14 protein-coding genes are annotated in these 23,310 nt (G+C 49.1%); 2 read left to right on the forward strand and 12 right to left on the reverse strand.

The window, feature by feature from the left end; translation table 11 throughout:
* Positions 1–59: 59 nt before the first annotated feature.
* Complete coding sequence (locus I8U21_RS12805) at positions 60–11,660, reverse strand: amino acid adenylation domain-containing protein (protein WP_370527093.1); 11,601 nt, start codon at positions 11,658–11,660, stop codon at positions 60–62.
* A gap of 373 nt (positions 11,661–12,033) precedes the next feature.
* On the opposite strand from I8U21_RS12805, the gene sugE reads away from it, so the two are divergent.
* Entirely contained in the window at positions 12,034–12,357 is a 324-nt protein-coding gene (sugE, locus tag I8U21_RS12810) for a quaternary ammonium compound efflux SMR transporter SugE (RefSeq protein WP_181733011.1), read from the forward strand.
* A gap of 82 nt (positions 12,358–12,439) precedes the next feature.
* Here the strand turns inward: sugE and I8U21_RS12815 are convergent, their stop codons facing one another.
* Positions 12,440–12,667: a hypothetical protein gene (locus I8U21_RS12815; RefSeq protein ID WP_181733012.1), complete on the reverse strand. Its 228-nt coding sequence runs from the start codon at positions 12,665–12,667 to the stop codon at positions 12,440–12,442.
* Positions 12,668–13,056: 389 nt separating this feature from the next.
* Between I8U21_RS12815 and I8U21_RS15355 the strand changes: the two genes are divergently transcribed.
* The gene (locus tag I8U21_RS15355) at positions 13,057–14,211 is read left to right on the forward strand and encodes a GH25 family lysozyme (protein ID WP_309544817.1); all 1,155 of its coding nucleotides are present in this window, start codon (positions 13,057–13,059) and stop codon (positions 14,209–14,211) included.
* Between the two features lie 103 nt (positions 14,212–14,314).
* Here the strand turns inward: I8U21_RS15355 and I8U21_RS12825 are convergent, their stop codons facing one another.
* The 10 genes from I8U21_RS12825 to I8U21_RS12870 form a co-directional block, all read right to left on the reverse strand.
* The gene (locus I8U21_RS12825; protein ID WP_181733014.1) at positions 14,315–15,988 is read right to left on the reverse strand and encodes a ribonuclease J; all 1,674 of its coding nucleotides are present in this window, start codon (positions 15,986–15,988) and stop codon (positions 14,315–14,317) included.
* Positions 15,989–16,155: 167 nt separating this feature from the next.
* On the reverse strand, positions 16,156–17,025 hold the full coding sequence (dapA, locus tag I8U21_RS12830) for a 4-hydroxy-tetrahydrodipicolinate synthase (RefSeq protein WP_181733015.1): 870 nt from the start codon (positions 17,023–17,025) through the stop codon (positions 16,156–16,158).
* Positions 17,026–17,040: 15 nt separating this feature from the next.
* Positions 17,041–18,270: an aspartate kinase gene (dapG, locus tag I8U21_RS12835; protein WP_181733016.1), complete on the reverse strand. Its 1,230-nt coding sequence runs from the start codon at positions 18,268–18,270 to the stop codon at positions 17,041–17,043.
* A gap of 15 nt (positions 18,271–18,285) precedes the next feature.
* Positions 18,286–19,326 (reverse strand): aspartate-semialdehyde dehydrogenase, encoded by a 1,041-nt coding sequence (locus I8U21_RS12840; RefSeq protein WP_181733017.1) that lies wholly within the window; start codon positions 19,324–19,326, stop codon positions 18,286–18,288.
* Positions 19,327–19,406: 80 nt separating this feature from the next.
* Positions 19,407–20,009 carry a dipicolinate synthase subunit B gene (locus I8U21_RS12845; RefSeq protein ID WP_181733018.1) on the reverse strand — a complete coding sequence of 201 codons (603 nt, stop codon included), beginning with the start codon at positions 20,007–20,009 and terminating at the stop codon, positions 19,407–19,409.
* Positions 20,006–20,905, reverse strand: coding sequence for a dipicolinate synthase subunit DpsA (gene dpsA / locus I8U21_RS12850; RefSeq protein ID WP_181733019.1), 900 nt, complete (start codon positions 20,903–20,905; stop codon positions 20,006–20,008). Before dpsA ends, I8U21_RS12845 begins: the two co-directional genes overlap by 4 nt.
* An 81-nt stretch (positions 20,906–20,986) precedes the next feature.
* Positions 20,987–21,244: a YlmC/YmxH family sporulation protein gene (locus tag I8U21_RS12855; protein WP_181733033.1), complete on the reverse strand. Its 258-nt coding sequence runs from the start codon at positions 21,242–21,244 to the stop codon at positions 20,987–20,989.
* A 131-nt stretch (positions 21,245–21,375) separates the two neighbouring features.
* A complete protein-coding gene (locus tag I8U21_RS12860) occupies positions 21,376–21,555 on the reverse strand; it encodes an aspartyl-phosphate phosphatase Spo0E family protein (RefSeq protein ID WP_037996443.1) in 180 nt (59 codons plus the stop codon).
* A 14-nt stretch (positions 21,556–21,569) separates the two neighbouring features.
* Entirely contained in the window at positions 21,570–22,013 is a 444-nt protein-coding gene (gene dut, locus I8U21_RS12865; protein WP_181733020.1) for a dUTP diphosphatase, read from the reverse strand.
* A complete protein-coding gene (locus I8U21_RS12870) occupies positions 22,006–23,259 on the reverse strand; it encodes a M16 family metallopeptidase (RefSeq protein ID WP_181733021.1) in 1,254 nt (417 codons plus the stop codon). Before I8U21_RS12870 ends, dut begins: the two co-directional genes overlap by 8 nt.
* Positions 23,260–23,310 lie beyond the last annotated feature (51 nt).

A 23,310-nucleotide genomic window follows, 5' to 3' on the forward strand; every position in this document is an offset into this window, starting at 1 on the left:
TGCTCAGTCAAGGATGTTAAGCCAAGAGCCCTTCGCGAAAGGACTCTTGGCATGAACGTTTACAAATCGGAAAGCAAATCGGAAATATCCTCCAGCTCTTCAAACGTCAAATCTTTGGAACTAAAGTCACTGGGGGTCCACTCTTCTTCTTCTTTGGCTACGCAATGCCCGATGAGCAGGCGCAACTGACGAACAAACTCATCCGCCACGCGGGCCACGGTTTCAAAACGGAAAACATGCTGATGATACTGGAAGTTCATCTCCAATCGTTGATCCGTCACTTTGCCGTAAATATTCAACAAGTAAGGGCTGGTCGACAACGGACTGAACTCATCGCCCGCCGGTATCGGGGACATTTGGAACCCCTGGTCTTCTTTTTGCTGATCAAACTGCCCCAAATAGTTGAAACTGATCTCCGGTTTCAGGTTCCAGGTCATCCATTCTTTTTTCACCGGGGAAGTCAGGTATTTCAAAATCCCGTAACCAATTCCTTTATTGGGAATCTTCCGCAATTGCTCTTTCACCTGCTTGATGGCATCCCCTTCATGGTCTGTATCCAGATCAAAAACAACCGGGAACGCCGTTGTAAACCAACCGACAGTGCGGCTTAAATCCACATCTTGCACAATCTCTTCCCGACCGTGCCCTTCCAGGTTGACGGCCACCCGTTCCTGCCCCGTCCACTTGCGGACAGCCAAAACCAGTGCGGTCAACAACAGGTCGTTGATTTCGGTATGATATGCATGGTGCACTTCGGTAAGCAATTGTTTCGTTTCTTCTTCGCTCAGTTCCACTTTGATGGTGTCGTGATCCATAAGGCGCCGCTCTTTCGGCGGGATGAAATCCCTCGGCAAGGCCGGAACATCTTTATTTTCCACTTCCTTCCAATAATTCAATTCGGACAAGGCTTGGGGTGAATCGGCATAGTCGGTTAACTTTTTGCTCCATTTTTTAAAAGATGTGGTTTTCTTGGGCAAAACAACCTCCTGGTTTGCACAAACCTGTTGATAGGCGGTTGCGAAATCCTCCAACAGAATGCGCCACGACACGCCGTCCACCAGCAAGTGGTGAAGAATGATCAACAAATGATCCCCTTGGCCGGTTCTAAACAATCCCAGTTGGATCAATTTACCCTGTTTGAAATCATGGTTCCGCTGCAATTCATTGGCCATGGATTCGATGTGCGATTCCGGGTCGTTGACATGCCGCAAATCAAATTCATAAAGGGTGAAAAACTCCTCTTCTGCCAAGCCGCGGTTGATCTGCACCCATTTTTCGCCGTCCTGCTCAAAACGCATTCTCAGCGCATCATGATGTTCCACCAGTTTGGAGAAAGCTAGATGCACCCGGTCTTTTTGCCAGCCGTCCGGATGATACAGCATCATCGATTGATTCCAATGATGGGCATTCATAAACTCCTGCTCGAAGAACCAATGCTGAATCGGAGTCAGCGGGACTTCCCCCTCGACGATCCCCTCATCATCCGCTGATTCGACCGTTTGAACATACGGTGCCAGTTCATAAATGGTGGGATGATCGAACAGGTCGTTGATTTTCAGTTTGTAATCCCATTGATGCAACCGGGATACAATCTGAATGGCTTTGATCGAATCCCCGCCCAGTTCAAAGAAGTCATCATGGATCCCGATCCTTTCCAAACCGAGCACTTCTTTCCAGATTTGAACCAGCTTTTTCTCCACCTCATTGGTCGGAGAGGTGTGTTTCGCACCGGTTTGAACCATCCCGTCCGGTTTGGGCAATGCTTTTTTGTCAATTTTTCCGTTTGGGGTCAGCGGGATTTGTTCCAGTTCCACAAAAAATGCGGGAACCATGTACTCAGGCAACTCTTCCATCATGTACCGGCGCAATTCCGGAACTGACCAGGAATCCCTGGCCGTAAAGTAAGCGCACAAATACGAAGGTCCGTTTTCATTGGTTTGCGCCACCACCGCGGCTTTCTCCACACTCGGGTGTTTCAGCAACCGGTCTGTGATTTCGCCCAGTTCCACCCGGTGTCCGCGAATTTTCACCTGTTCGTCAAGCCGGCCCAGATACTCGATGTTTCCATCCGGCAACCATCGCGCCAAGTCCCCCGTCTTATACATTTTCGTCCCGGGGACAAACGGATTTTCCACAAACTTTTCCGCGGTTAATTCCGGACGGTTCCAGTAACCTCTGGCCAGCCCTTCCCCGCTGATGCAAAGCTCGCCGGGAACCCCGACCGGCTGCAGTTGATGGTCTTGGTTGACAATGTACACCTGCTGATTGAAAAACGGCTTTCCAATCGGCGTTTTATCCGAAGAACCGTCAAGCTTGGCGTAAGTCGTGCATACCGTCGCTTCCGTCGGACCGTAAGCATTGATAAACGTGCGGCCGGCTCCCCATTTATCGGCCACCCCCGGGCTGCATGCTTCTCCCGCACTGATGATCGTCTCCAGATCCGGCAATTTTTCATGCGGGATGGATTGCAATACCGACGGCGGCAATGTCACATTGCTGATCCTTTTTTCTTTCAAATATTTCACCAGGTCATTCAAGAGCACCATTTTTTCTTCCAGATACAAGGTCGCCCCGACGGTTAAGGTGGGGAAGATTTCGGCAACCGATGCATCAAAACTGATGGATGCAAACTGTAAAACGCGGCTGTGCTCACGGATCTCGTAAGGCCGGGCAATTTGCACCAAGTTGCAAAGGTTGCGGTGCTCAATCATCACCCCTTTGGGTTTACCCGTCGAGCCGGAGGTATAGATCATGTAAGCCAGGTCGTCCGGCTGGTTGATGACCGGCAAATCGGAGGCGTCTCCCCTCATCAGTGACGGGCTGATCACCAAAACATTTCCCCGGTAACCGGCCGGCACTTGCAATCCCGGCTGCACCAACAACAATTTGGCTTGGCTGTCCTCCAACATATACTGAATCCGCCCGGCCGGATAATCCGGATCCACGGGGAGATACGCGCCCCCGGCTTTTAAGACCGCCAATATGGAAACGATCAACTCCGGCGACCGGTTCATCATGATCCCGACAATCTGTTCGCGGCCGATTCCTTTGTCGCGGAGATTTCTCGCCAGTTGGTTGGCTTGTTCATTCAACTTTTTGTAAGTCCAGACTTCCTCTTTGTAAACCAGCGCCGGATGTCCGGGGGTTTTTTGCACCTGTTGTTCGAACAACTGCTGAATCACGGCTTGATCCGGATAGTCCGTCTTTGTGCGGTTAAAGTCCGCAAGCAATTGTTGTTTCTCTTTTTCCGAGACAATTTCCAACCGGTTCAGGGGCGTTTCCGGATTCTCCATGATTTGTTCCATCAAGGTTTGCAGATGCAAAATCACATGCTGCATGTCGGACTCCGTGTACACTTCCGTATCGTACTTCAGCTTGATCAACCATTCATCGCCGGGGTAAATGATCAATCCCAACCCGTAGCTGTCCTGTTCAAACGCATCCAAACCGGCGATGGAAAATCCGAGGTCTTTTTCCTTGCTTTTTAACGCTTCCATGTCCAGGGGATAGTTTTCAAAGGCCATAATGTGATCGAACAGCTGATTAAACAACGGGGTGTTGGCCTGGATCTCCGCCAATGACGCATAGTGAACTTTTTCCGCTTCGAGGATTTCCCGCTGGGTCCGCACCAACAATTCGGAAAACGGTTCGTTTTCCTTCCGGCGGATCCGCACCGGGACGGTATTGATAAACAAACCGACCATTTTTTCCACTTGCGGCAGATCCGACGGCCTTCCGGACACCACGGTTCCGAACACGACATCATCCGTATTGTTGTATTTTTGAAGCAACACTCCCCAGATCGCTTGGAAGAACGTACTGGGCGTCACATGATATTTTTGCGCCAACTTCGACAACCGGTCGCTCAGATGCCGGGGAAGGCGGAAGTTAACCTCTTTCTTTTCCAGCTCAAAATCGGTCTTCTTCCCAATGCCTTTGCTCAAGACGCTGGCTGTCTGTTCATAACCGTGCAAATAATCCCGCCAGAACGCTTTGGCTTCTTCATGGTCCTGCTCTTCCAGCCACCGGATATAATCCCGGTAAGGAGCCATTTTTTCCGCTTTGGGCGTGGCATGCTTCATCCGCGCCCGGTACATGTCCAGCCAATCTTCCAACAACAGGCCGATGCACCAACCGTCAAACAAGATGTGGTGAAAACTCCACACAAAGTGGTAACGCCGGTCGCTTAATTTGAACAACGCAAAACGGATCAACGGTTCGTGCAAGGTGGCAAACCCTTTTTTCCGGTCTTCCCGTTTAAACCGGGTTAAGAAAGCCTCTTGTTCGGCTTTGGATTGATGGCTTAAATCCTCAAACCGGAACGGAACCCCGACCTCTTTCAACACGGCTTGGAACGGTTGATTCAATTTTTGGTACAAAAAGACCGTTCGCAACACATCATGTTTTTTGACCAAATCATTCAAGCTCTCTTCAAAAGCGGCAAAGTCCACTTCCCCGTCCAAATCGATGTAAAACTGCTCAAAATATTGGATCCGTGTTTGGATCGCATGAAACAAAATTCCTTTTTGCAGAGAAGAGAGCGGATAAATGTCATGAATGTTCTTCGGATCCAACACCGAATAAATCTGTTCCAGTTCACGGATCGACAGGTCCCTGGCGCTGAAATCACTGGGGGTGCGAACCGGTTCGGCTTGATTTAAACAGTGACGGACACACCGGGCCAAATGGTCCAAAAAGCGTCGTCCCACCGTTTCAATGGTTTCCCTGCGGAAGAAACGGGCATTGTATCCCACCCGGACTTTGAATTTGCCGTCTGCCACCATGCTGTTAAACGTAAGCACATGTGGTTCCGGCGTCATCGGGCTGAACCAGTCCCCGGTGGACACGGAGCCAAATCCCAACCCTTCGTTTTCAAACTGTCCGAGGTAGTTAAAGCTGATTTCCGGTTCGAGCGCAAAGGACAAGTCCCGTTTCTGGTCCGAAGCGGTCAGATAACGCAGGATTCCGTAACCGATTCCTTTTTCCGGGACATGGCGCAACGTTTCCTTGACGGTTGGAATCACACGGGACAATTTCGTTTCATTCAGCTCGAAAACCACGGGATACATGGTGGTAAACCAACCCACCGTCCGGTTTAAATCAACTCCGTCAAACAATTCTTCCCGGCCATGCCCTTCCAGATGAAGCGCCACTTTCGATTGGCCCGTCCATTCATGAACAGCCAACGCCAGTCCGGTCAACAACAGGTCATTCACTTCCGTGTGATAAGCCTGATGGGCTTGGGTCAGCAGTTTCCGGGTGAGCTCTTCATCCAGCTCCAATTCGATCTCCCGCATGTCCCGGTGGAGTTTTTCCCCGGTCCATTCCTCATCTTTGGGCAAAGCCGGCACAGTTTGGGAACAAACCCGCTTCCAATAGCTTTTCTCTTTCAACATCTTCTTGCTGTTTGCATACCGGGAGAGTTGTTTTGCCCATGTTTTAAAGGAACTGGTTTTTTGGGGCAACCGGATCTCCTCTTGTTTGGACGCCAAATCATAAGCCGTTTGGAAATCTTCCAGCAGAATGCGCCAGGAGACGCCGTCCACCACCAAATGGTGGATCACCATCAACAAGTAATCCCCTTCACGGGTGTGGAAAACCCCCAACCGGACCAGCGGGCCGTTTGCAAGATCGATTCCTTTTTGCAATTGGTTCGCATAAGCTTCGATGTCGGCCGGCTCCGATCCGGTCAAATCGAATACATCCAAGGTAAACGCATGATGTCCCAAAGGTCGGTTCGTCTGTTTGACTTCACCGTTTGTGAAATCATACGTCATACGGAGCGCATCATGATGCCGGACCAATGCCCGGAATGCCTCGCCGACCCATGCCGGGTTCCATCCTTCACCGGAGAAAAGCATCATGGCTTGGTTAAAGTGATGCGGCTCCCCGGATTGTAGGGAGAAGAACCATTTTTGAATCGGGGTCAACCGGACGTCGCCGGAAACCATTTCCTCTTCCTCTTCCATCCGGGAGACCCCTTGCCGGATATACGGAGCGAGTTCCGCGATCGTGGGATGCCGGAATAACTGCTTGGTTTCCAGTTTCATTTGCTGCTGGTTCAGCCGGGCCGCAATCCGGATCGCTTTGATCGAATCGCCGCCCAGTTCAAAGAAGTTGTCATGAATTCCGACCCGTTCAGCCCCCAAAACTTCCTTCCAGACTTCCGCGAGCAAAGCTTCGGTTTCCGTCGTGGGCTCCACATATCCGGACGAAACCGCTTTGCGCAAATCCGGTTTTGGCAAAGCGCGTTTGTCAACTTTCCCATTGGCGTTTAACGGCAGCGAATCCATCGGGACAAAATATCCGGGCACCATGTAATCCGGCAGTTTTTTCAGCAAGTTTTGCCGCAATTGAGCAACATCGATTTCCCCTTCGGCCACGCAATAAGCGCATAAGTAAGACTGTCCTTTTTCATCCCGGTCCATCATCACAAAGGCTTCCCGGACCGTTTCTTCCTCCAGCAGCTTCCGTTGGATCTCGCCCAATTCAATGCGATGTCCCCGGATTTTGACCTGATCATCCATCCGGTCCAAATACTCAATCGTGCCGTCAGGCAACCAACGCACCAAATCGCCGGTTTTGTACATGCGCCCGTGCGGGGCGAAAGGCTCCCGTACAAACCGCTCTTCCATCAATTCCGGACGGTTCAGATATCCTTTGGCCACCCCGTCTCCGCTGATGCACAGTTCGCCGGGCACCCCGACCGGCTGCAATTGGTTTTCGGAATTCAACACATAAAGCCGGGTGTTATGGAGAGGTTTCCCGATCGGAATGATTCCGCGCCCGATATGCTTGAAGCCAACCGGGCAATAAGTGGCGAACACGGTGGTTTCCGTCGGTCCGTACACATGAACGATCCGATCCTCGCCCAAAAACTCCACCGCTCTTTTCACATGGGAAAAGGAGACTTTTTCCCCGCCAAACAAAATTTTCCGGACGTTTTGCAAACATTCCAAATCCAAGTCGACCAGGGTGTTAAACAACGCCGTCGTGATAAAGGTGACCGTGATTTGTTCTTCCCGGATCAGCCTGGATAATTGGTTCAAATCCAATAATGCCTCTTTGGAGACCAAGGTGAGTTGCGCTCCGTGCAATAACGAAATGTAAATGTCAAAGGTCGATCCGTCAAAAGCATAATTGGACAGTTGCAACACGCGATCCGAAGGATCCATTTCGATATATCCGTTATTAAACATGGTCCGGATCACATTATAGTGCATGGTTTCGATGCCTTTGGGCGTACCCGTGGAACCGGAAGTGTAGATGATGTACAAGACGTCTTCCGGGGCATTGATATTCGGCAAATTTCCGGGTTCCTCATCTTCCCAAACTTCCGGAGACAATCTGGCCACCAGCCCTTGATAAGAAACCGGCGCGGAAATCCCGGGTTCCACCAACAACATGGATGCCTGACTGTCTTCCAGCATAAACCGGATCCGCTCATCCGGATATTCGGGATCAATCGGCAAGTAAGTTCCTCCCGCCTTTACAATTGCCAACAGACTGACAATCATCAAGGGGGAACGGTTTACCATCAAACCGACGACACTTCCCCTGGTGACCCCTTGTTTCCGCAACCAACGGGCCATCCGGTTGGCTTGGGCATTCAACTCTTGATAAGTCAGCACTTGATCGCCCATTTTGACCGCCGTCCGATCCGGCGTTTTCAACACTTGCTCCTCGAACAGCTGTTGAATGGTCTTCGTTTTCGGATAAGGCGCATCCGTCTGATTGAATCCGACGACAAGCTGACGGCGGTCTTCCGGCGGGAGCAATTCCACGTCAGCCAGGCGCTGGCCCGGATCCATGGCGATTTGTTCCAAAATGTATAAAAAGGACCGGATATATCGTTGAATCGTTTCCGGTTCAAAAAGACGCGTGCAATACTCCACATGAAAGCGGACGGTGTCAGCTTCTTCCTTCGCTTCCCAAGTCATGTCAAACATCGATTGTTTCCAGGTTAACGGCACACTTTTCACGTCCACCCCGGGAATCCGGATGGCGACTTCCTCCATGTTTTGCAAAACAAACGCGGTGTCAAAGAGCGGATTGCGGCTCCGGTCCCGCTCCAATTGCAATGACCCGACGATTTCTTCCAACGGATAATCGCCGTTTTCATAAGCTCCCAGCACCCGGGTTCTGACTTGTTGCAGGTAACCGACAAAAGAAAGTTCCTTTTTGGGCTGTGAACGAAGCGGCAAGGTATTGACAAACATTCCGAAAACCGGTTCCATCCAGGATTTGGCCCGTCCCGCCACCGGGATTCCGACAATGATATCATCTTGTCCCGACAGTTTGGAAATGAGCACCTTGTATGCCGAAAACAGCATCATGAACAAGGTGGCATTTTCTCTTTGCCCGATTTGCTTCAGGCGTTCCACCAATTCCGGTTTCACTTCAAAAGAAACTTTATCTCCGGCAAACTCCTGAACCGGGGGCCTCGGATAATCGGCCGGCAACTCAAGAACCGGAATCTCTCCTTCCAGTTGCTTGAGCCAATACTCTTTGCGGCGAAGGCACTCTTCCGAACGGAGCCATTGTTGTTGCCACAGGGCATAATCCTTGTATTGTTTGGAAAGCGGCGGAAGCTCCTGTCCTTGATACAGCGCTCCCAGTTCACGGTACAAGATTTCTTCCACAGAAATTCCGTCCGAAACGATGTGGTGCATATCCAACAACAGGTAACAGCTCTCTTTGGCATGAATCAGGGCAGCACGAAGCAAAGGAGCTTGTTCCAAATCGAACGGCCTGATAAAATCTGCGGCAATCCGTTTGGCTTCTTCCTCCGAATCCGCATGGAACATCTCCCACGCAATCTCTGCTTCGGCATGTACTTTCTGCACCAGTTCTTCATCAACCCAGTGAAAAGAAGTCCGCAATGCCTCATGCCGCTGAACCAATTGTTCCACCGCCGATTTTAACCGCTTTGTGTCAACCTCTCCCTTCCATTCCAACAGCACCGGCGTATGGTAAGTGGTGCCGATGTTTTCCATCTGCTCCACTGCATACAAGCGTTTTTGGACGGAAGACACCGGATAATACTCTTTTTCCTCTGCCCCCTCCCATTCATCCGGGATTCTCCCTTCCGCTTTCCGGATTTGAACGGCCATATCTTGTAAAACCGGATTTTCAAACAAAGCCTGAATCGAAAGCTGAATCTGAAACGCTTCCCGGATCCTTGACACCAGCCGCATTAACTTGAGGGAATCCCCTCCCAAACGGAAGAAATGGTCCCCGGTTCCGGGCTCCACATGCAAAATTTCTCTCCAAAGCCGGATCAGCGTTTGTTCGGTCTCATCGGTGGTTTTCACCGTTTCCCGGGTGGCGGCGGCCTCCGTTTCCGGCACCGGCAAGGCTGTTTTATCCACTTTTCCGTTGGGGGTCAGCGGAAAAGCTTCCAAATGAATCAGATGGGATGGAATCATGAAGTCGGGCAATTCCTGCGCCAAGTGTTTGCGGATGTCTTCTTCCTCCCATCCTTCCCAGGCCGTGAAATAGCCGATCAGCCGGTTTTCGCCGTATTCATCCTTTTGCACCAGAACCAATGCATCTTGAATCAATGGATATTCCATGAGGCGTTGTGCGATTTCCCCCAGCTCAATCCTGAATCCACGGATCTTCACCTGGTCATCCAACCGCCCCAAAAACTCAAGCCTTCCGTCCGGAAGCCAACGGACCAAATCACCGGTTTTGTACATGATTTCACCGGGTTCATGGGGATTGGGGACAAACTTTTCCCGTGTCAGGTCGTCCCGGTTCAAATAACCGCGTGCCAAACCGGCCCCGCTGATGCACAACTCCCCGGGAACGCCAACCGGTTGCAACTCGTGGTTTTGATCCAAGACATAAACACGGTGGTTGGCAATGGGTTTTCCGATCATGACCGGCTCACCGGGACGGACGGTCCCGCTGGTGGTGACGACGGTGTTTTCCGTCGGCCCGTAGTTATTCACGATTTGATACGTTTGCGGAACCACTTTTTGCAGCCGGTCTCCACCGACCAGCAGGGTTTTTAAGCAATGGTTATCAAGCTCCATAAACTGTTCCGCCACCTGCGTCGGCAGAAAACTTACCGTCACGCCTTTTTCCTGCATAAAATCATTGAGCTGCCGGATGTCGTAACGCAATTCCTCCTCAATGACATACAGCGTCGCCCCGGCCACCAACGGCGGGAAAATTTCCCACACGGAAGCATCAAAGCCAAAACCGGCATATTTGGTGCACCGGTCTTTTTCGGTGATGTGAAATTGTTGATTATGCCAATAAACCAGGTTGACCAAAGAAGAATGTTCGATCATCACGCCTTTGGGTTTTCCCGTGGAACCCGATGTATAAATCACATAAGCCAGATCATCGGGCCGGACCGTCGACGGCAAGGGGCGCACTTCCCTGGTTACACTCCAATCCATTCCCGACAAATCAAACACCGGGATATCCGCCGCCCAATCGCGGGACGCCGTTTTCAAAGACAGCAACATTTTGGCATGGCTGTCGCTCAACATAAACGAAACCCGCTCCGGGGGATAATTGGGATCCACCGGCAAATAAGCGGCTCCGGTTTTCAAAATTCCCAAAACTCCCACGATCATTTCCAAAGAAGGCGGGACCATGATGGCCACAATATCCCCTTTTTCAATCCCGTGATCCCTTAATGCCATCGCCAGCAGATCCGCACGCCGGTTCAACTCCTGATAAGTCAGGCTGACCCCTTTGAATTCAACGGCGGTCCGGTCCGGCGACTTCACAGCCCTTTGCTCAATCAACCGGTGCACCGTTTGCCCGTCCGGATAAGCCCGGGTCGTTTCGTTAAACTTTTTCAACAATTTCTTTTCTTGTGCCGTCACGATTTGCAGCTTGGAAATTTCCAAACGGGGCTGGCTGATGACACTTTCAATGATTTGTTTCAGGTGATGACCGGTCGCTTGAACCAACCCGCCGTCATACCGGATCGGATCATATGAAATCCGGATGGTCAGATATTTGGCGGGAATAAAGGTGACAATCAATCCGAGCCGGGGCGAATGCTTTTTGATTTCATGAACGTGGCTTTTATATTTCTGGATCCATTTTTGGTATTCAAAATCGTGCTTGGAATAAGAACGTTCAGCGACCATCACCAGATGGTCCAAGGCTTTTTCTTCCATCCCCGTCGCTTCCTGAAACTTGGAAAGCGGAAATAAATACAAATCAGAATGGACATTCGTTTCAGACAAATGTTGAAAGAGCTGGTGAAAGGTTTGAAAATCGTCTTTGACACGGAGCAATCGAATTTCCGGATCGCAAGCGGAAACCTTCTCCCCGGAATGGTCGGCAAATGCAAACAAAACTTCTTTCTCTCCGCTGTATCTCAACAACAAACTGCCCCATACCCCTTGAATCAACGAAGACAAAGCCCCTTGATACCTTCTGGATAACGCATAGAAGCTTTCCGTGACGGACCGGCTCAGTCTGATTTCATAATGCTCCGTTGTTTCCACCGTGTCCTTCGTGTTTTCTTTGCCGGCCCATGTTTTCCTGGCGGGAATGAACACGCCCCCGTCATAGCTGCTTAACCATTCATCATAATACTTCCTGTGCTCACTCCATCGTTCCTTAACATTTGCCTTTGTCATGATTAACCTCCAATTTATATAAAACTTATAATCTATTTCAATTATTTTAAAAAGGCAAAACTCATTTTATCCGAAAATCCACCTCTTGTCAATGAGACAATCATGAAATTACAAAATAAAATATAAAAATTATATTATCAAAAAATGATTTTCGGAATAAGATGCAGGTATTTTGGATATCATCCCGGGGTATGTATTCTTTAAAAAAATGATATGCTTTTGTTTTTGGAATATACAGCATTTGGGAATTATGAAATATCATACTAATTCTTTTCCATCGTTTTGAATTCTCCTTCCTGATTCATACAAATTTCTCATTGGACTCCGGATATCGAAAGAGATTGCTTTTGATTTGAAAATTGTTATACTAAATGAGTATGAATCCAGCCATTCCGTTTTAACGGGAGGAGGAGATTCCATGGCATGGGCTTATTTGATCATTGCCGGAATCTTTGAAGTGGTATGGGCAATCGGACTCAAATACGCTCAAGGATTCACCCGGTGGTTTCCATCCCTTGTCACCATCGCGGGAATGATCTTCAGTTTTTATTTTTTGTCCCTGGCCCTCAAAGCACTGCCCATTGGCACCGCCTATGCGGTCTGGACAGGGATCGGCGCTTTGGGCACGGCGGTGATGGGGATCTTTTTGTTTGATGAACCTCATGACTGGATCCGTTTATTTTTTTTGTTCTTGATTCTGACCGGAATCGTCGGCTTGAAAGTGACATCCGCCGGTTCATAACCAAAAAGCCGTTTTCTTATCCGCGCAAAATAAAAAAACCGTTATCCTTGAACAGGATACGGTTTTTTATTCACTCTGTGGATCAGTTTTCTTTTTTGTCCTTCGTTTCTTCTTCACTAATTTCCTTGTTTTCACCGGCCGGAACACGCGGCTCAGCCGTTTTCTGATCCTTTTTTACCAATGGTGCCAGGTATCGTTTTACAAAGAAACCGGCAAACAGTGTCACCACCAATGCCTTGATAATGAATACCAACAATTCAACAGCCACTGGTATGACGAGTGAGTTCATCAAATCTGGTTCTTGCAGCAATTTTTACCCTCCCAATCGAACATCAATCACAAGAATTGATGGATATTATATCAAATCTCACCCCTTTTACATAACCCGTTTGAATAAATTCACCAATTTTTAATGAATGCTTACAAAAATCCCCGTCCCCCGGCGTCAAATGAACACAAAAATAGATAGAATTTTCTTTATTTTTGGTATAATTAAATGTGGAATAAGAAAAAGGGGGAGGGAGGTTCCACCACCTGGATCATCCAAAACCGCTTTTCAACCGGAAACCGAGGGATTTTGATTATCATCTTTAAGGGGTGAATGGCATGTCTGATCGATTTGGCAGTGTCACCGGGATTGATGTTTCCCATCATCAATCGGTCATTGATTGACAGAAGGTCAAAGAAGATCCCCAAAACATTCAATTCGCTTTTATCAAAGCCTCCGAAGGAGAAACATTCACCGACCCGCAATTCTCCAACAACGTAAAAGGGGCACAGGCCGCAGGAATCCAAGCGGGTGCTTATCATTACGCCAAGTTGTTAAGAGGGAAAGCAGAGAAAGAAGCGCAGAACTTTGTTGAAAAACTGAAACAACACCAACTGGATCTCATGCCTGTTCTCGACCTGGAAGAAAAAAATACCGATATGACAGCGGACGAAATCGCCGATTGGGTGCTTGCCTTCGCCGAGCATGTCAAAAAAGAAACGGGCGAACAAGTTCTGTTATATACTTTCCCCGCTTATATCAACCGGTTTAACGGCTTTAACAACCGTTTGAAGGACATGCCCTTATGGTTGGCGCATTGGGAAGTGGACGAGCCACGGTTGCCCGCAACAGGCGGCTGGGAAGAAATTACCTACTGGCAGTATACGGACAAAGGGAGTGTTTCGGGAATCATGGGGAACGTGGATATGGATAAAGCAAAATCGCTCGAAGCACTGAAAAGCAAAAAAGGATCGGACAACCCCCCGCCGGAAGAACCGCCCAACCCGCCGCAATCCCCGGAAGACGACAAATATTGGCATGTTGAACTGATCGCCTCCGGTTCAGGATCTGTCAATATCAGTTTTCAATTCAAAAAAGGAAATTCAGACAAAGAACCCGCCCCTTCCCCGGAGCCGGAACCCGATCCCGATCCGGAACCGGAACCCAAGCATGAAATGATCGATGATTACCCTTTTAAAAACAACAATCCCGGCGATGTGGACCCATGGGTTTTTTATTACAGGGAATGCGTCTCTTTTGTCGCTTGGCGCATCAATAACAATCTGGGCATTCCGTTCACCAATGACATGACCGGCCCCAACGGGAAAAAAGGACATTGGGGAGACGGCAGACATTGGGATGAAACCGCAAGACAGATCGGTTACAAAGTAACCCGCACCCCGAAAGTCGGAACCATTGCCCAATGGAACAAAGGAAACCTCAACCACGTGGCTTTCGTCGCCGAAGTGAGCAGCGACCAGAAAACGGTGACGGTCGAAGAATATAACTGGGACGTCCGTCACGGCTACGGAACACGCCAAGTTCCGGTCGACCGGATTGACAATTTTATCCATTTCAAAGAATAAACGGTTTCAGCATCCCGGTTTTCTTTTGCGGAAAACCGGGATATAAAAAAACCGCAGCCTTGAAAATTCAAAAGCTGCGGTTTTCTGTGCGGTTTAGCTCCGGTTACACTTCCATGATAATTGGCAAAATCATCGGACGACGACGGGTCCGCTCAAACAAGAATTTGCTTAATGCATCCCGGATGCTCGTTTTGAGCGAAGCCCATTCGCTGACATGTTCTCTCATGCATTTTTCCATGGTCAATGCCACAATCCGGTTTGCTTCATCCAATAACTGTTCGGATTCCCGAACATAAACAAAGCCTCGCGAAATGATATCCGGTCCTGATACGATGGTGCCGTTTTCTTTGCTTAAGGTCAGCACCACGACCAAAATTCCGTCCTGAGATAGTAATTTGCGGTCTCTTAATACAATATTGCCAACATCACCAACACCCAAACCGTCAACCAGTACTTTTCCGGTTTGAACCTTGGGCCCGTATCGGGCACGACCACCTGAAATTTCGACCATATCTCCGTTGTCACAGATAAAAATGTTTTCCGGGCTTACTCCTACAGATTCGGCAAGTTGGGCGTGAGCACGCAACATACGATACTCACCATGAATCGGAATAAAGTATTTGGGTTTCATCAAATTCAGCATGAGCTTCAGGTCTTCCTGAGACCCATGCCCCGAGACGTGTACATGCGAAGTCGTGCTATACACCACATCCGCCCCAATCCGGAATAATTGATCGACGGTGCGGCCGATCAATTTTTCGTTGCCCGGAATGGGCGTGGCGGCAATGATCACGGTATCACCGGGTAAAATTTCCACTTTGCGATGAGATGCGTTCGCCATGCGTGTCAGCGCTGACATCGATTCCCCCTGGCTTCCTGTGGAAATCACCGCCACCCGATTGGCAGGCAAACGATTGATCTCATCCGGGTCAATGATCAAATCAGAGGGCACATGCAAATACCCCAGCTCCGATGCAATATTGACCACGTTGACCATGCTCCGTCCCACCACAGCCAGCTTTCGACCGTACATATGGCATGCGTTCACCACTTGCTGGATGCGGTGAATATTGGACGCAAAAGTAGCCACAATCACCCGTTGCTTTGCTTTACGGAAAACTTCGTTAATCCCTTCACCGACCGAACTTTCCGATCCGGTAAATCCTCTCCGCTCCGCATTGGTGCTGTCGGATAATAAACACAATACCCCTTTTCTTCCAATCTCAGCCATTTTATGGATGTCCGCAGCGTGTCCATTCACCGGAGTCATGTCAAATTTAAAATCTCCCGTGTGAACAACGGCTCCTTCCGGTGTATGAATACAAATGCCGACGGAATCAGGAATACTGTGATTTGTATAAAAAAAGGTCGCTTTCAGTGTAGAACCCAGTTTGATTTCCGATTTACCGTTGATGATGTACCGTCTCGTGTCATTTAACAGATGAGCCTCACGCAATTTATGCTCCACCAGTCCCATCGTCAATTTCGTGGCGTAGATGGGAACATTGAGCTGACGCAAAATATACGGCAACCCGCCGATATGGTCCTCGTGACCATGCGTCAAAAGAATCCCGCGTACTTTATCCTTATTCTCAACCAAGTATGTGATGTCAGGTATCACGATATCGATTCCCAGCATTTCCTCTTCCGGGAACATCAAGCCCGCATCAATCACAACAATGTCGTTCTCATACTGCACCACATACATGTTTTTTCCGATTTCATCCAACCCACCGAGTGCAAAAATGGATAATTTGCCTCGCTGGTTTTTTGTCAAACTGTTTACCTCCTATATTCTGTTGTCTTTCACTGAAACCGCACAATTACCACTTGTCCCTTATTATATACGATGGAAAAATGGATATGCAACCGGATCTTTTGTTGAAAAAAGTCAATGACAAACAAAAAACCTGCCTGTTTTTTTCACAGGCAGGTCCGTTCCCGTCACAGTTCTTTCAACCATGCATCCGTTTTTCTTTTTTCTTCTTCCGACAATTCCACAATCGGAAGGCGCACGTAAGGTTTCGACCAACCTTTTTGCGACATCGCATATTTCAATGGCGCCGGGCTCGTCGTCAAAAACACGCCGTGGAAGACAGGAAGCAAACGAATGTGCAAGTTTTGGGCTTTCTTCACATCCCCCGAAAAGAAAGCGTCCATCATTTCTTTCATTTCCCGGCTGACCAGGTGGCTGGCCACGCTGACAACTCCGGCTCCGCCAATCGACAGAATCGGCAAAGTGAGCCCGTCATCGCCGCTGTATACCGCCACATCGTCGGGAACCGCCGCAATCAGCCGCCCGATTTGGTTGAGATCCCCGCTTGCTTCTTTGATGGCGACCACATTATCCAATTGAGCGAGCCGGGCCATGGTTTCAGCCGTCATATTGACACTGGTGCGTCCGGGCACATTGTACAGCATCACCGGCAATGAAGTCGATTCGGCAATCATTTTGAAATGTTGATACAACCCTTCCTGCGACGGTTTGTTGTAATAGGGGGCAACCAGCATCACCCCGTCGACGCCGATTTCCTCCGCTTTCTTGGTCAATTCCAGGCTCTGCACGGTGTTATTGCTTCCGGTCCCTGCGATCACTTTGATCCGGCCGTTTGCTTTTTCTTTGGCAAAACGATATAATTCCAGCTTTTCGGAGAGGGTCAGGGTGGGAGACTCTCCGGTCGTTCCGGAAACAACAATCGAATCATTCCCGTCTTCGATCAAACGCTCGATATTGGCTTCCAGACAGGGCCAGTCAATCTCATTCTCTTCGGTAAACGGCGTAAACAGCGCCGTGATTAATCGGCCAAACAACATCCTCACTTCCCTCCTTTATGAGCAATAGAGTTTATTCAGATGAAATTTTTTATGCAAAGCACGCACGGCTTTCTCCATGTCTTTTCCATGGACGAGCACCCAAATGGTGGTATGGGAATCCGCCGATTGCAACACTTGAATATCCTCTTCCGTCAGTGCTTCCGAAATTTTGGCCATCACGCCCGGAACGCCGGCGATGCCTGCCCCGACAACGGATACTTTACTGCAACCTCTGGATAATTCTGGTTCCAGTCCCAGGTCATATAAAATTTGTTCCGCCTGATCCGCCAGATCATCATAAACCGTATAAGCAATTTCGCTCGGGTTGACACTGATAAAATCGACACTGATCCCATGATCGGCCATCGCTTTGAAAACTTTCAACTGCGTATGGTATTGTCCTTGTCTCAGCCGGATCTTCACTTGGGTCACATTGGGCATCTGGGTCACCCCGATGATGGTGTTTTCCCGCACTTCCCGAACCAACCGGTCAATTTCACTCCGGTGTGTCACCAACGTGCCCGGATGGTCCGACATGGTTGAACGGATCCGGATCGGGGTGCTGTTTTGCATGGCAATCTCCACAGCCCGGGGATGAATCACCTTGGCTCCTTGAAAAGCGAGATTGCACATTTCGACATAGGTGACCTGCTCCAATTGGGCGGCATCCTCGACAATTCTTGGATCAGCTGTCATAATCCCTTCTACATCTGTAAAAATATCTACATATTCGGCATCAAGAGCCGCTCCCAACGCCGTTGCGGTGGTATCGCTGCCGCCGCGTCCCAATGTGGTGATTTCCCCATCGGTTGTTTGTCCTTGGAAACCGGCCACGACAACGACCCGGTTTTTCTCCAGTTCATGCAAAATGCGTTTGGGATTGACGGTGATAATCTGGGCATTGGTATGCTGATCGTTCGTAATGATCCCCGCTTGTCCACCGGTCAATACACAGCTCCGGATCCCCGCCTGGGTCAACATGCTGGACAGGGTAGCTGCAGAGATGATCTCTCCACAGCTTAACAACAAATCTTTCTCACGGGGAAGGATCTGCTGATCATATTGATCAATCAAACCAAGCAACGTATCGGTTGCGTATGGTTCCCCTTTTCTTCCCATCGCTGAAACAACGACAACCAGTTTGTTTCCTTTCTCCAGCTCGTTGGAAATATGATGAAGGACACGTTGGCGCCGTTCAGCGGTTGCCACGGAGGTTCCTCCGAACTTCTGTACAATAATGCTCATGCCTATCCCTTCTCTTTATGATCTTTCTCTTTTAATCAAAGTTTCTGCAATTTGAACCGTGTTGGTTGCGGCTCCTTTCAAAAGATTATCCGAAACCACCCACATGTTGAGCGCGCGCGGATGGGTCAAATCGCGACGGAGACGTCCGACAAACACTTCCGTCCGGCCGGATGCATCCAACGGCATGGGATAAATCTGCTCCTCAATCGCATCCTGCACCACCACACCCGGCGCATCATTTAAGAGGGTCCGGACTTCATCAAGATCATAATCCGATTTTAATTCCACATACACCGATTCGCTGTGTCCCCGTACAACCGGGACCCGTACACAAGTGGCAGTCACGCCGATGGAATCATCCGCGAAGATTTTTTTCGTTTCGCGCACCATTTTCATTTCTTCAAGTGTAAATCCGTTTTCTTCCGCCACATCCACTTGCGGAATCACATTGAACGCTTGCTGATAATGTTTGTCAAGTTTGCCCACGGGAAGAACATTTTTTTGGACTTCTTCACCGGCCATCACGGCTTTCGTCTGTTCTTCCAATTCATTGATCGCTTTCCAACCCGCACCGGAGACGGCTTGGTAAGTGGAGACAATGATTCTTTCGATTCCGTAACGATCCGCCAACGGTTTTAATGCAACAACCATTTGAATGGTCGAACAGTTGGGATTGGCGATGATTCCTTTATGTTGATCCAACGCTTCCGGATTCACTTCCGGAACCACCAACGGGACTTCCGGATCCATTCGAAAGGCGTTGGTATTATCCACAACGATTGCACCACGTTGCACCGCTTCTTTTGCCAATGCCTTACTCACACTGCCGCCGGCACTGAATAAAGCGAAGTCAATGCCTTCAAATGCTTCCGGCACGGCTTCCTGAACCGTGATTTCCTGACCGCGGAATGTGATTTTTTTGCCTGCGGAACGTTTGGAAGAAAGCAAGCGCAATTCTTTGACCGGAAAATTTCTTTCATCGAGGGTGTTCAATATTTCTTGCCCGACGGCTCCGGTTGCTCCTACCACTGCAACATGATATTTTTTTGCACTCATGAAGTCCCCTCCCATATGAAGTGAGCCCCCTGTTTTTCATCAAGGGGGACGAATGTATCATCTATCCGAGCTCTTTTCTATTATGAAGTCAAGTCGCGGTATTTTTCAACTATTAATGGTTGCAACTGTTTCCCTTCGATGGCGGCCAGACAAGTTTCCGGGATCAATTCCATGCGCGCGACCATGGACTTGGGTTTTTTTTCGGGGGCATCCTGGCCGAACGGAACAAAATAAATGTCTTTGGCTGCCAGCAGTTTTGCCAGGTTGACGGCATTTAAGCCGAGGGCGTCGTTCGTGGAAATGGCCACCACCACCGGACGGTGATTGCGCATTTGCGCTTTTGCCGCCATCAAAACCGGGCTGTCTGTCAACGCATTGGCAAGTTTGGCCAGGGAATTGCCGGTGCAGGGAGCAATCACATAACAATCCAAACTTTTTTCAGGACCGAACGGTTCCACTTCCGGTATGGTCATCAACGGGGTCCGGCCGGTGATTTCTTTAATTTTTTTCTTCCACTCTTCCGCGGTGCCGAACCGGCTGTCCACCGTCGCCACCGTGTGGGAAATCACCGGAATCACGTTTGCCCCCAGTTCCACCAATCTTTTCATTTGCGGAAGCACTTCATCATGCGTACAGTGGGATCCCGTCATGCCGAAGCCGATCGTCAGGTTTTGAAAATTCACTGAACGGTTCCCTCCCTGAATAACTCATTTTTCATGATCCGGGTGATGGTCCGCGCCAAAATTTGTCCGGCTGTTTTCGGAGCCACGATTCCCGGCAGACTGGGTGCCAATATGGCTTTGATTCCCCTTTTTTCAGCAAACGGATAATCCACGCCTCCCGGTTTGGATGCCAGATCAATGATGACCACATCATGCGGCACGTTGGCTAAAACGGCTGAATCAATGATCAAAGCCGGAACGGTGTTAAAAATCAAATCCGCATTTTTCACATGGTCTTTTAATTCGGATGTATCAAACGCCTGAATCCCCATTTCAAATGCGCGGGCTTTATGCTCGGAACTTCTTACCCCGACTTTCACCCGGGCTCCGATCGCATGAAGCACACGGGCCAGCGACAAGCCGCATCTTCCCATGCCCAGCACAATGCTTTCGGAACCGTGAATGGTGATGTCGGTGTGTTGGATGGCCATCATGAGTGCGCCTTCCACCGTCGGGATGGAGTTATAAATGGCCACATCATCCCGGTTTAAGAGTTCAAAAAGTTGAATCCCGAAATCTTGGCACAACTTTCGCAAATACTCCTTGGCCATCCCGGCAAAAACGAGGCAATGTTTTGGAAGTGATTGAAACACCTCCGGGGTCAAAAACAATTTTTTGGAAGTAAAAACACTGCTGATTTGCCCTTTTTCATCGGTTCCAATGATCGGGAGCACCAAAACATCCGCCGTCTGTAACACATCGGACGAAAGCTCCTTTAATGAAGCCCCGCTGACCGGACTTTGCAAATTGTCAAATCCGACCAACGAAACCCGGGCTCCCATCTCTGTACAGCTTTTAATCACCTCTAATTGCCGTGCATCTCCACCGAGGAAGACAACGTGTTTGCCTGTCAGCATTTTCTTCACTCCTTTCCCCGGAAGAATCCTTACCACATCTATTTGCATCATATGAAAAAAATAAAATTCGGTTCCCTTCTGTCAAAATTGTTTTTTGGAAGATCTCCGGTCCAACGAATCCACGATCAGCATTTCCGGCCCGACTTTCCGGATCATGCTCCACGTCAATTCCATAAATCTGTGCTTCTTTTTAAACCAGGAAGATTCCGTCGGCACCAAGATAGCATGGATTTTTCCGGTTAGCGGATCAAACGACATGTCTGCATGCAACAAATCCCCCAAACGTTCTCCTCCCACCAAATCGATGCATTCCTTTTCCGCCAGTTCACTCCAGCGCAACATCCTTCCCTCCCCCGGCTTTTCATTTTTTCTCTCCCTTTATTCATATGATTCAGTCAACTCTTTTATAAAAAACAAAAAGCCCGGCAGGTTTAGCCGGACTTTCGGGATTTGGCATTCATCCTCTTTATTTAACGATGTTCCAATCGGATCCTTTGCATTTCCAAAATCAGTACATCCAATTGCTCGGATAAGGGCAAAACACGGGCATCCATCAATCGCTCGGGTTCACCGTTCACCAACTGGTACAATTCCTTGCGGAGATGTTCCATTTCCTCCTGTAACCTTCTGATCCGATGCCGCTCGGACATGAAGATCACCTCTCCTATTTACCCGTATGGCCAAAGCCTCCAGACCCACGTTCCGTTTCATCCAACGAATCCGTAACCTTGAGGGAAACCGCAGGTACTTGCATAAACACCAACTGCGCAATACGGTCTCCCCGCTGAACCCGAAAAGGGCGTTCACCCAGGTTCAGCAAAATCACCCCGATTTCTCCACGGTAATCCGCATCGATCGTCCCTGGTGTGTTGAGCACGGTGATTCCGTGTTTTAAAGCAAGACCGCTTCTCGGACGCACTTGGGCCTCCAGCCCTGCCGGCATCGACAAGGCAATTCCGGAAGGAATCAACTTCCACCGGCCCGGTTTGATTTCCACTGGATCCTTCACTGCGGCATGGAGGTCAAAACCACTGGAACCCGTCGACATTTTTACTGGAAGAGGCAGATCTTCGTTTCCTGGCATATGAAAAACTTTGACATTATGCAATGGAGTTCCTCCTAAAACTGGAAGGGATTTTTCCGTCCGGCGAAATCAGCGCCAACGACATGGGCGAGGAGAAAATTTTCCGTGCCAGACGATTCACGCCATCCAAAGTGATCTTATCCACCTTTTTGATGATTTCATCCAAAGTAAATTGACGGTTTAACAACAATTCATTGCGACCCAACCGGCTCATGCGGTTGTTGGTGCTCTCCAGTCCGAGCATTAAGCTCCCTTTCAATTGCTCTTTGGCTTTGTGCAATTCGTCCGTCGTCAATCCTTTGGTTTTGAGATCATCCAAAATTTGATAAATGTATTCCACCACTTCATTTTCCTGCCCGTGTTTCGTTCCGGCGTAGATGGCAAAAAGGCCGGTGTCGCGATGGGCGGAATGATAAGAAAACACCGAATAGGCAAGCCCGCGCTCTTCGCGGATTTCCTGGAACAAACGGGAACTCATGTTGCCGCCAAGCACATTATTCAACAAAACCAATGTGTAAAAATCATCATCACCGACGGCCAGTCCCGGCAACCCAATACATAAATGGGTTTGTTCGGTTTCTTTTTGTTTCACTTTGACATCCGGCGTAAAAACCGGAACCTCCCTGCTTCGCACCGGCATCCCGCCCTGATGGCCGGAAAAAGCTTCCTCGACCCTTTCCTTGTAATCATCCGGCAAATTGCCGGCGATGGCCACCACGACATTGGAAGGGACATAAAATTGATTTTTGTACCGGAACAAATCCTCCCGGCGGAAACTGGTCACGGTTTCGGCATTGCCCAACACAGGGTATCCCAAGGGGTGCCCTCCCGACGACACTTCGGAAAGCATGTCATGGACCAGGTCATCCGGCGTGTCTTCCACCATGTAAATTTCCTCCAAGACCACTTTTTTCTCTTTTTCGATCTCGCCTTCATCAAACACCGATTCAAAAAACATATCCGATAATACATCCAGTGCCGTTAAAAAATGTTCATCCAGCACTTTGGCATAATAACAAGTGATCTCTTTGGAGGTGAAGGCATTCACGTGCCCGCCGATTGCGTCAAAGGCTTCCGCCACCTCTTTCGCGGTGCGTGTTTTGGTTCCTTTAAACATCATGTGTTCGATAAAATGGGAAATCCCGTTATTGGCAAGCGTTTCATTTTCAGAACCGGTTCCCACCCAAATCCCCAAAGCGACCGAACGGACGTGGGGAATTTTTTCAGCAACCAACCGAACACCATTCTCCAGCGTATGTTTAACGATCAAATAAGATCCTCCTTAATTCTCTGATAAACTACAAAAAAGCAACACTACTAT

This window comes from Thermoactinomyces sp. CICC 23799 (assembly GCF_016055145.1).
In the GTDB taxonomy this organism is placed as follows: domain Bacteria; phylum Bacillota; class Bacilli; order Thermoactinomycetales; family Thermoactinomycetaceae; genus Thermoactinomyces; species Thermoactinomyces intermedius.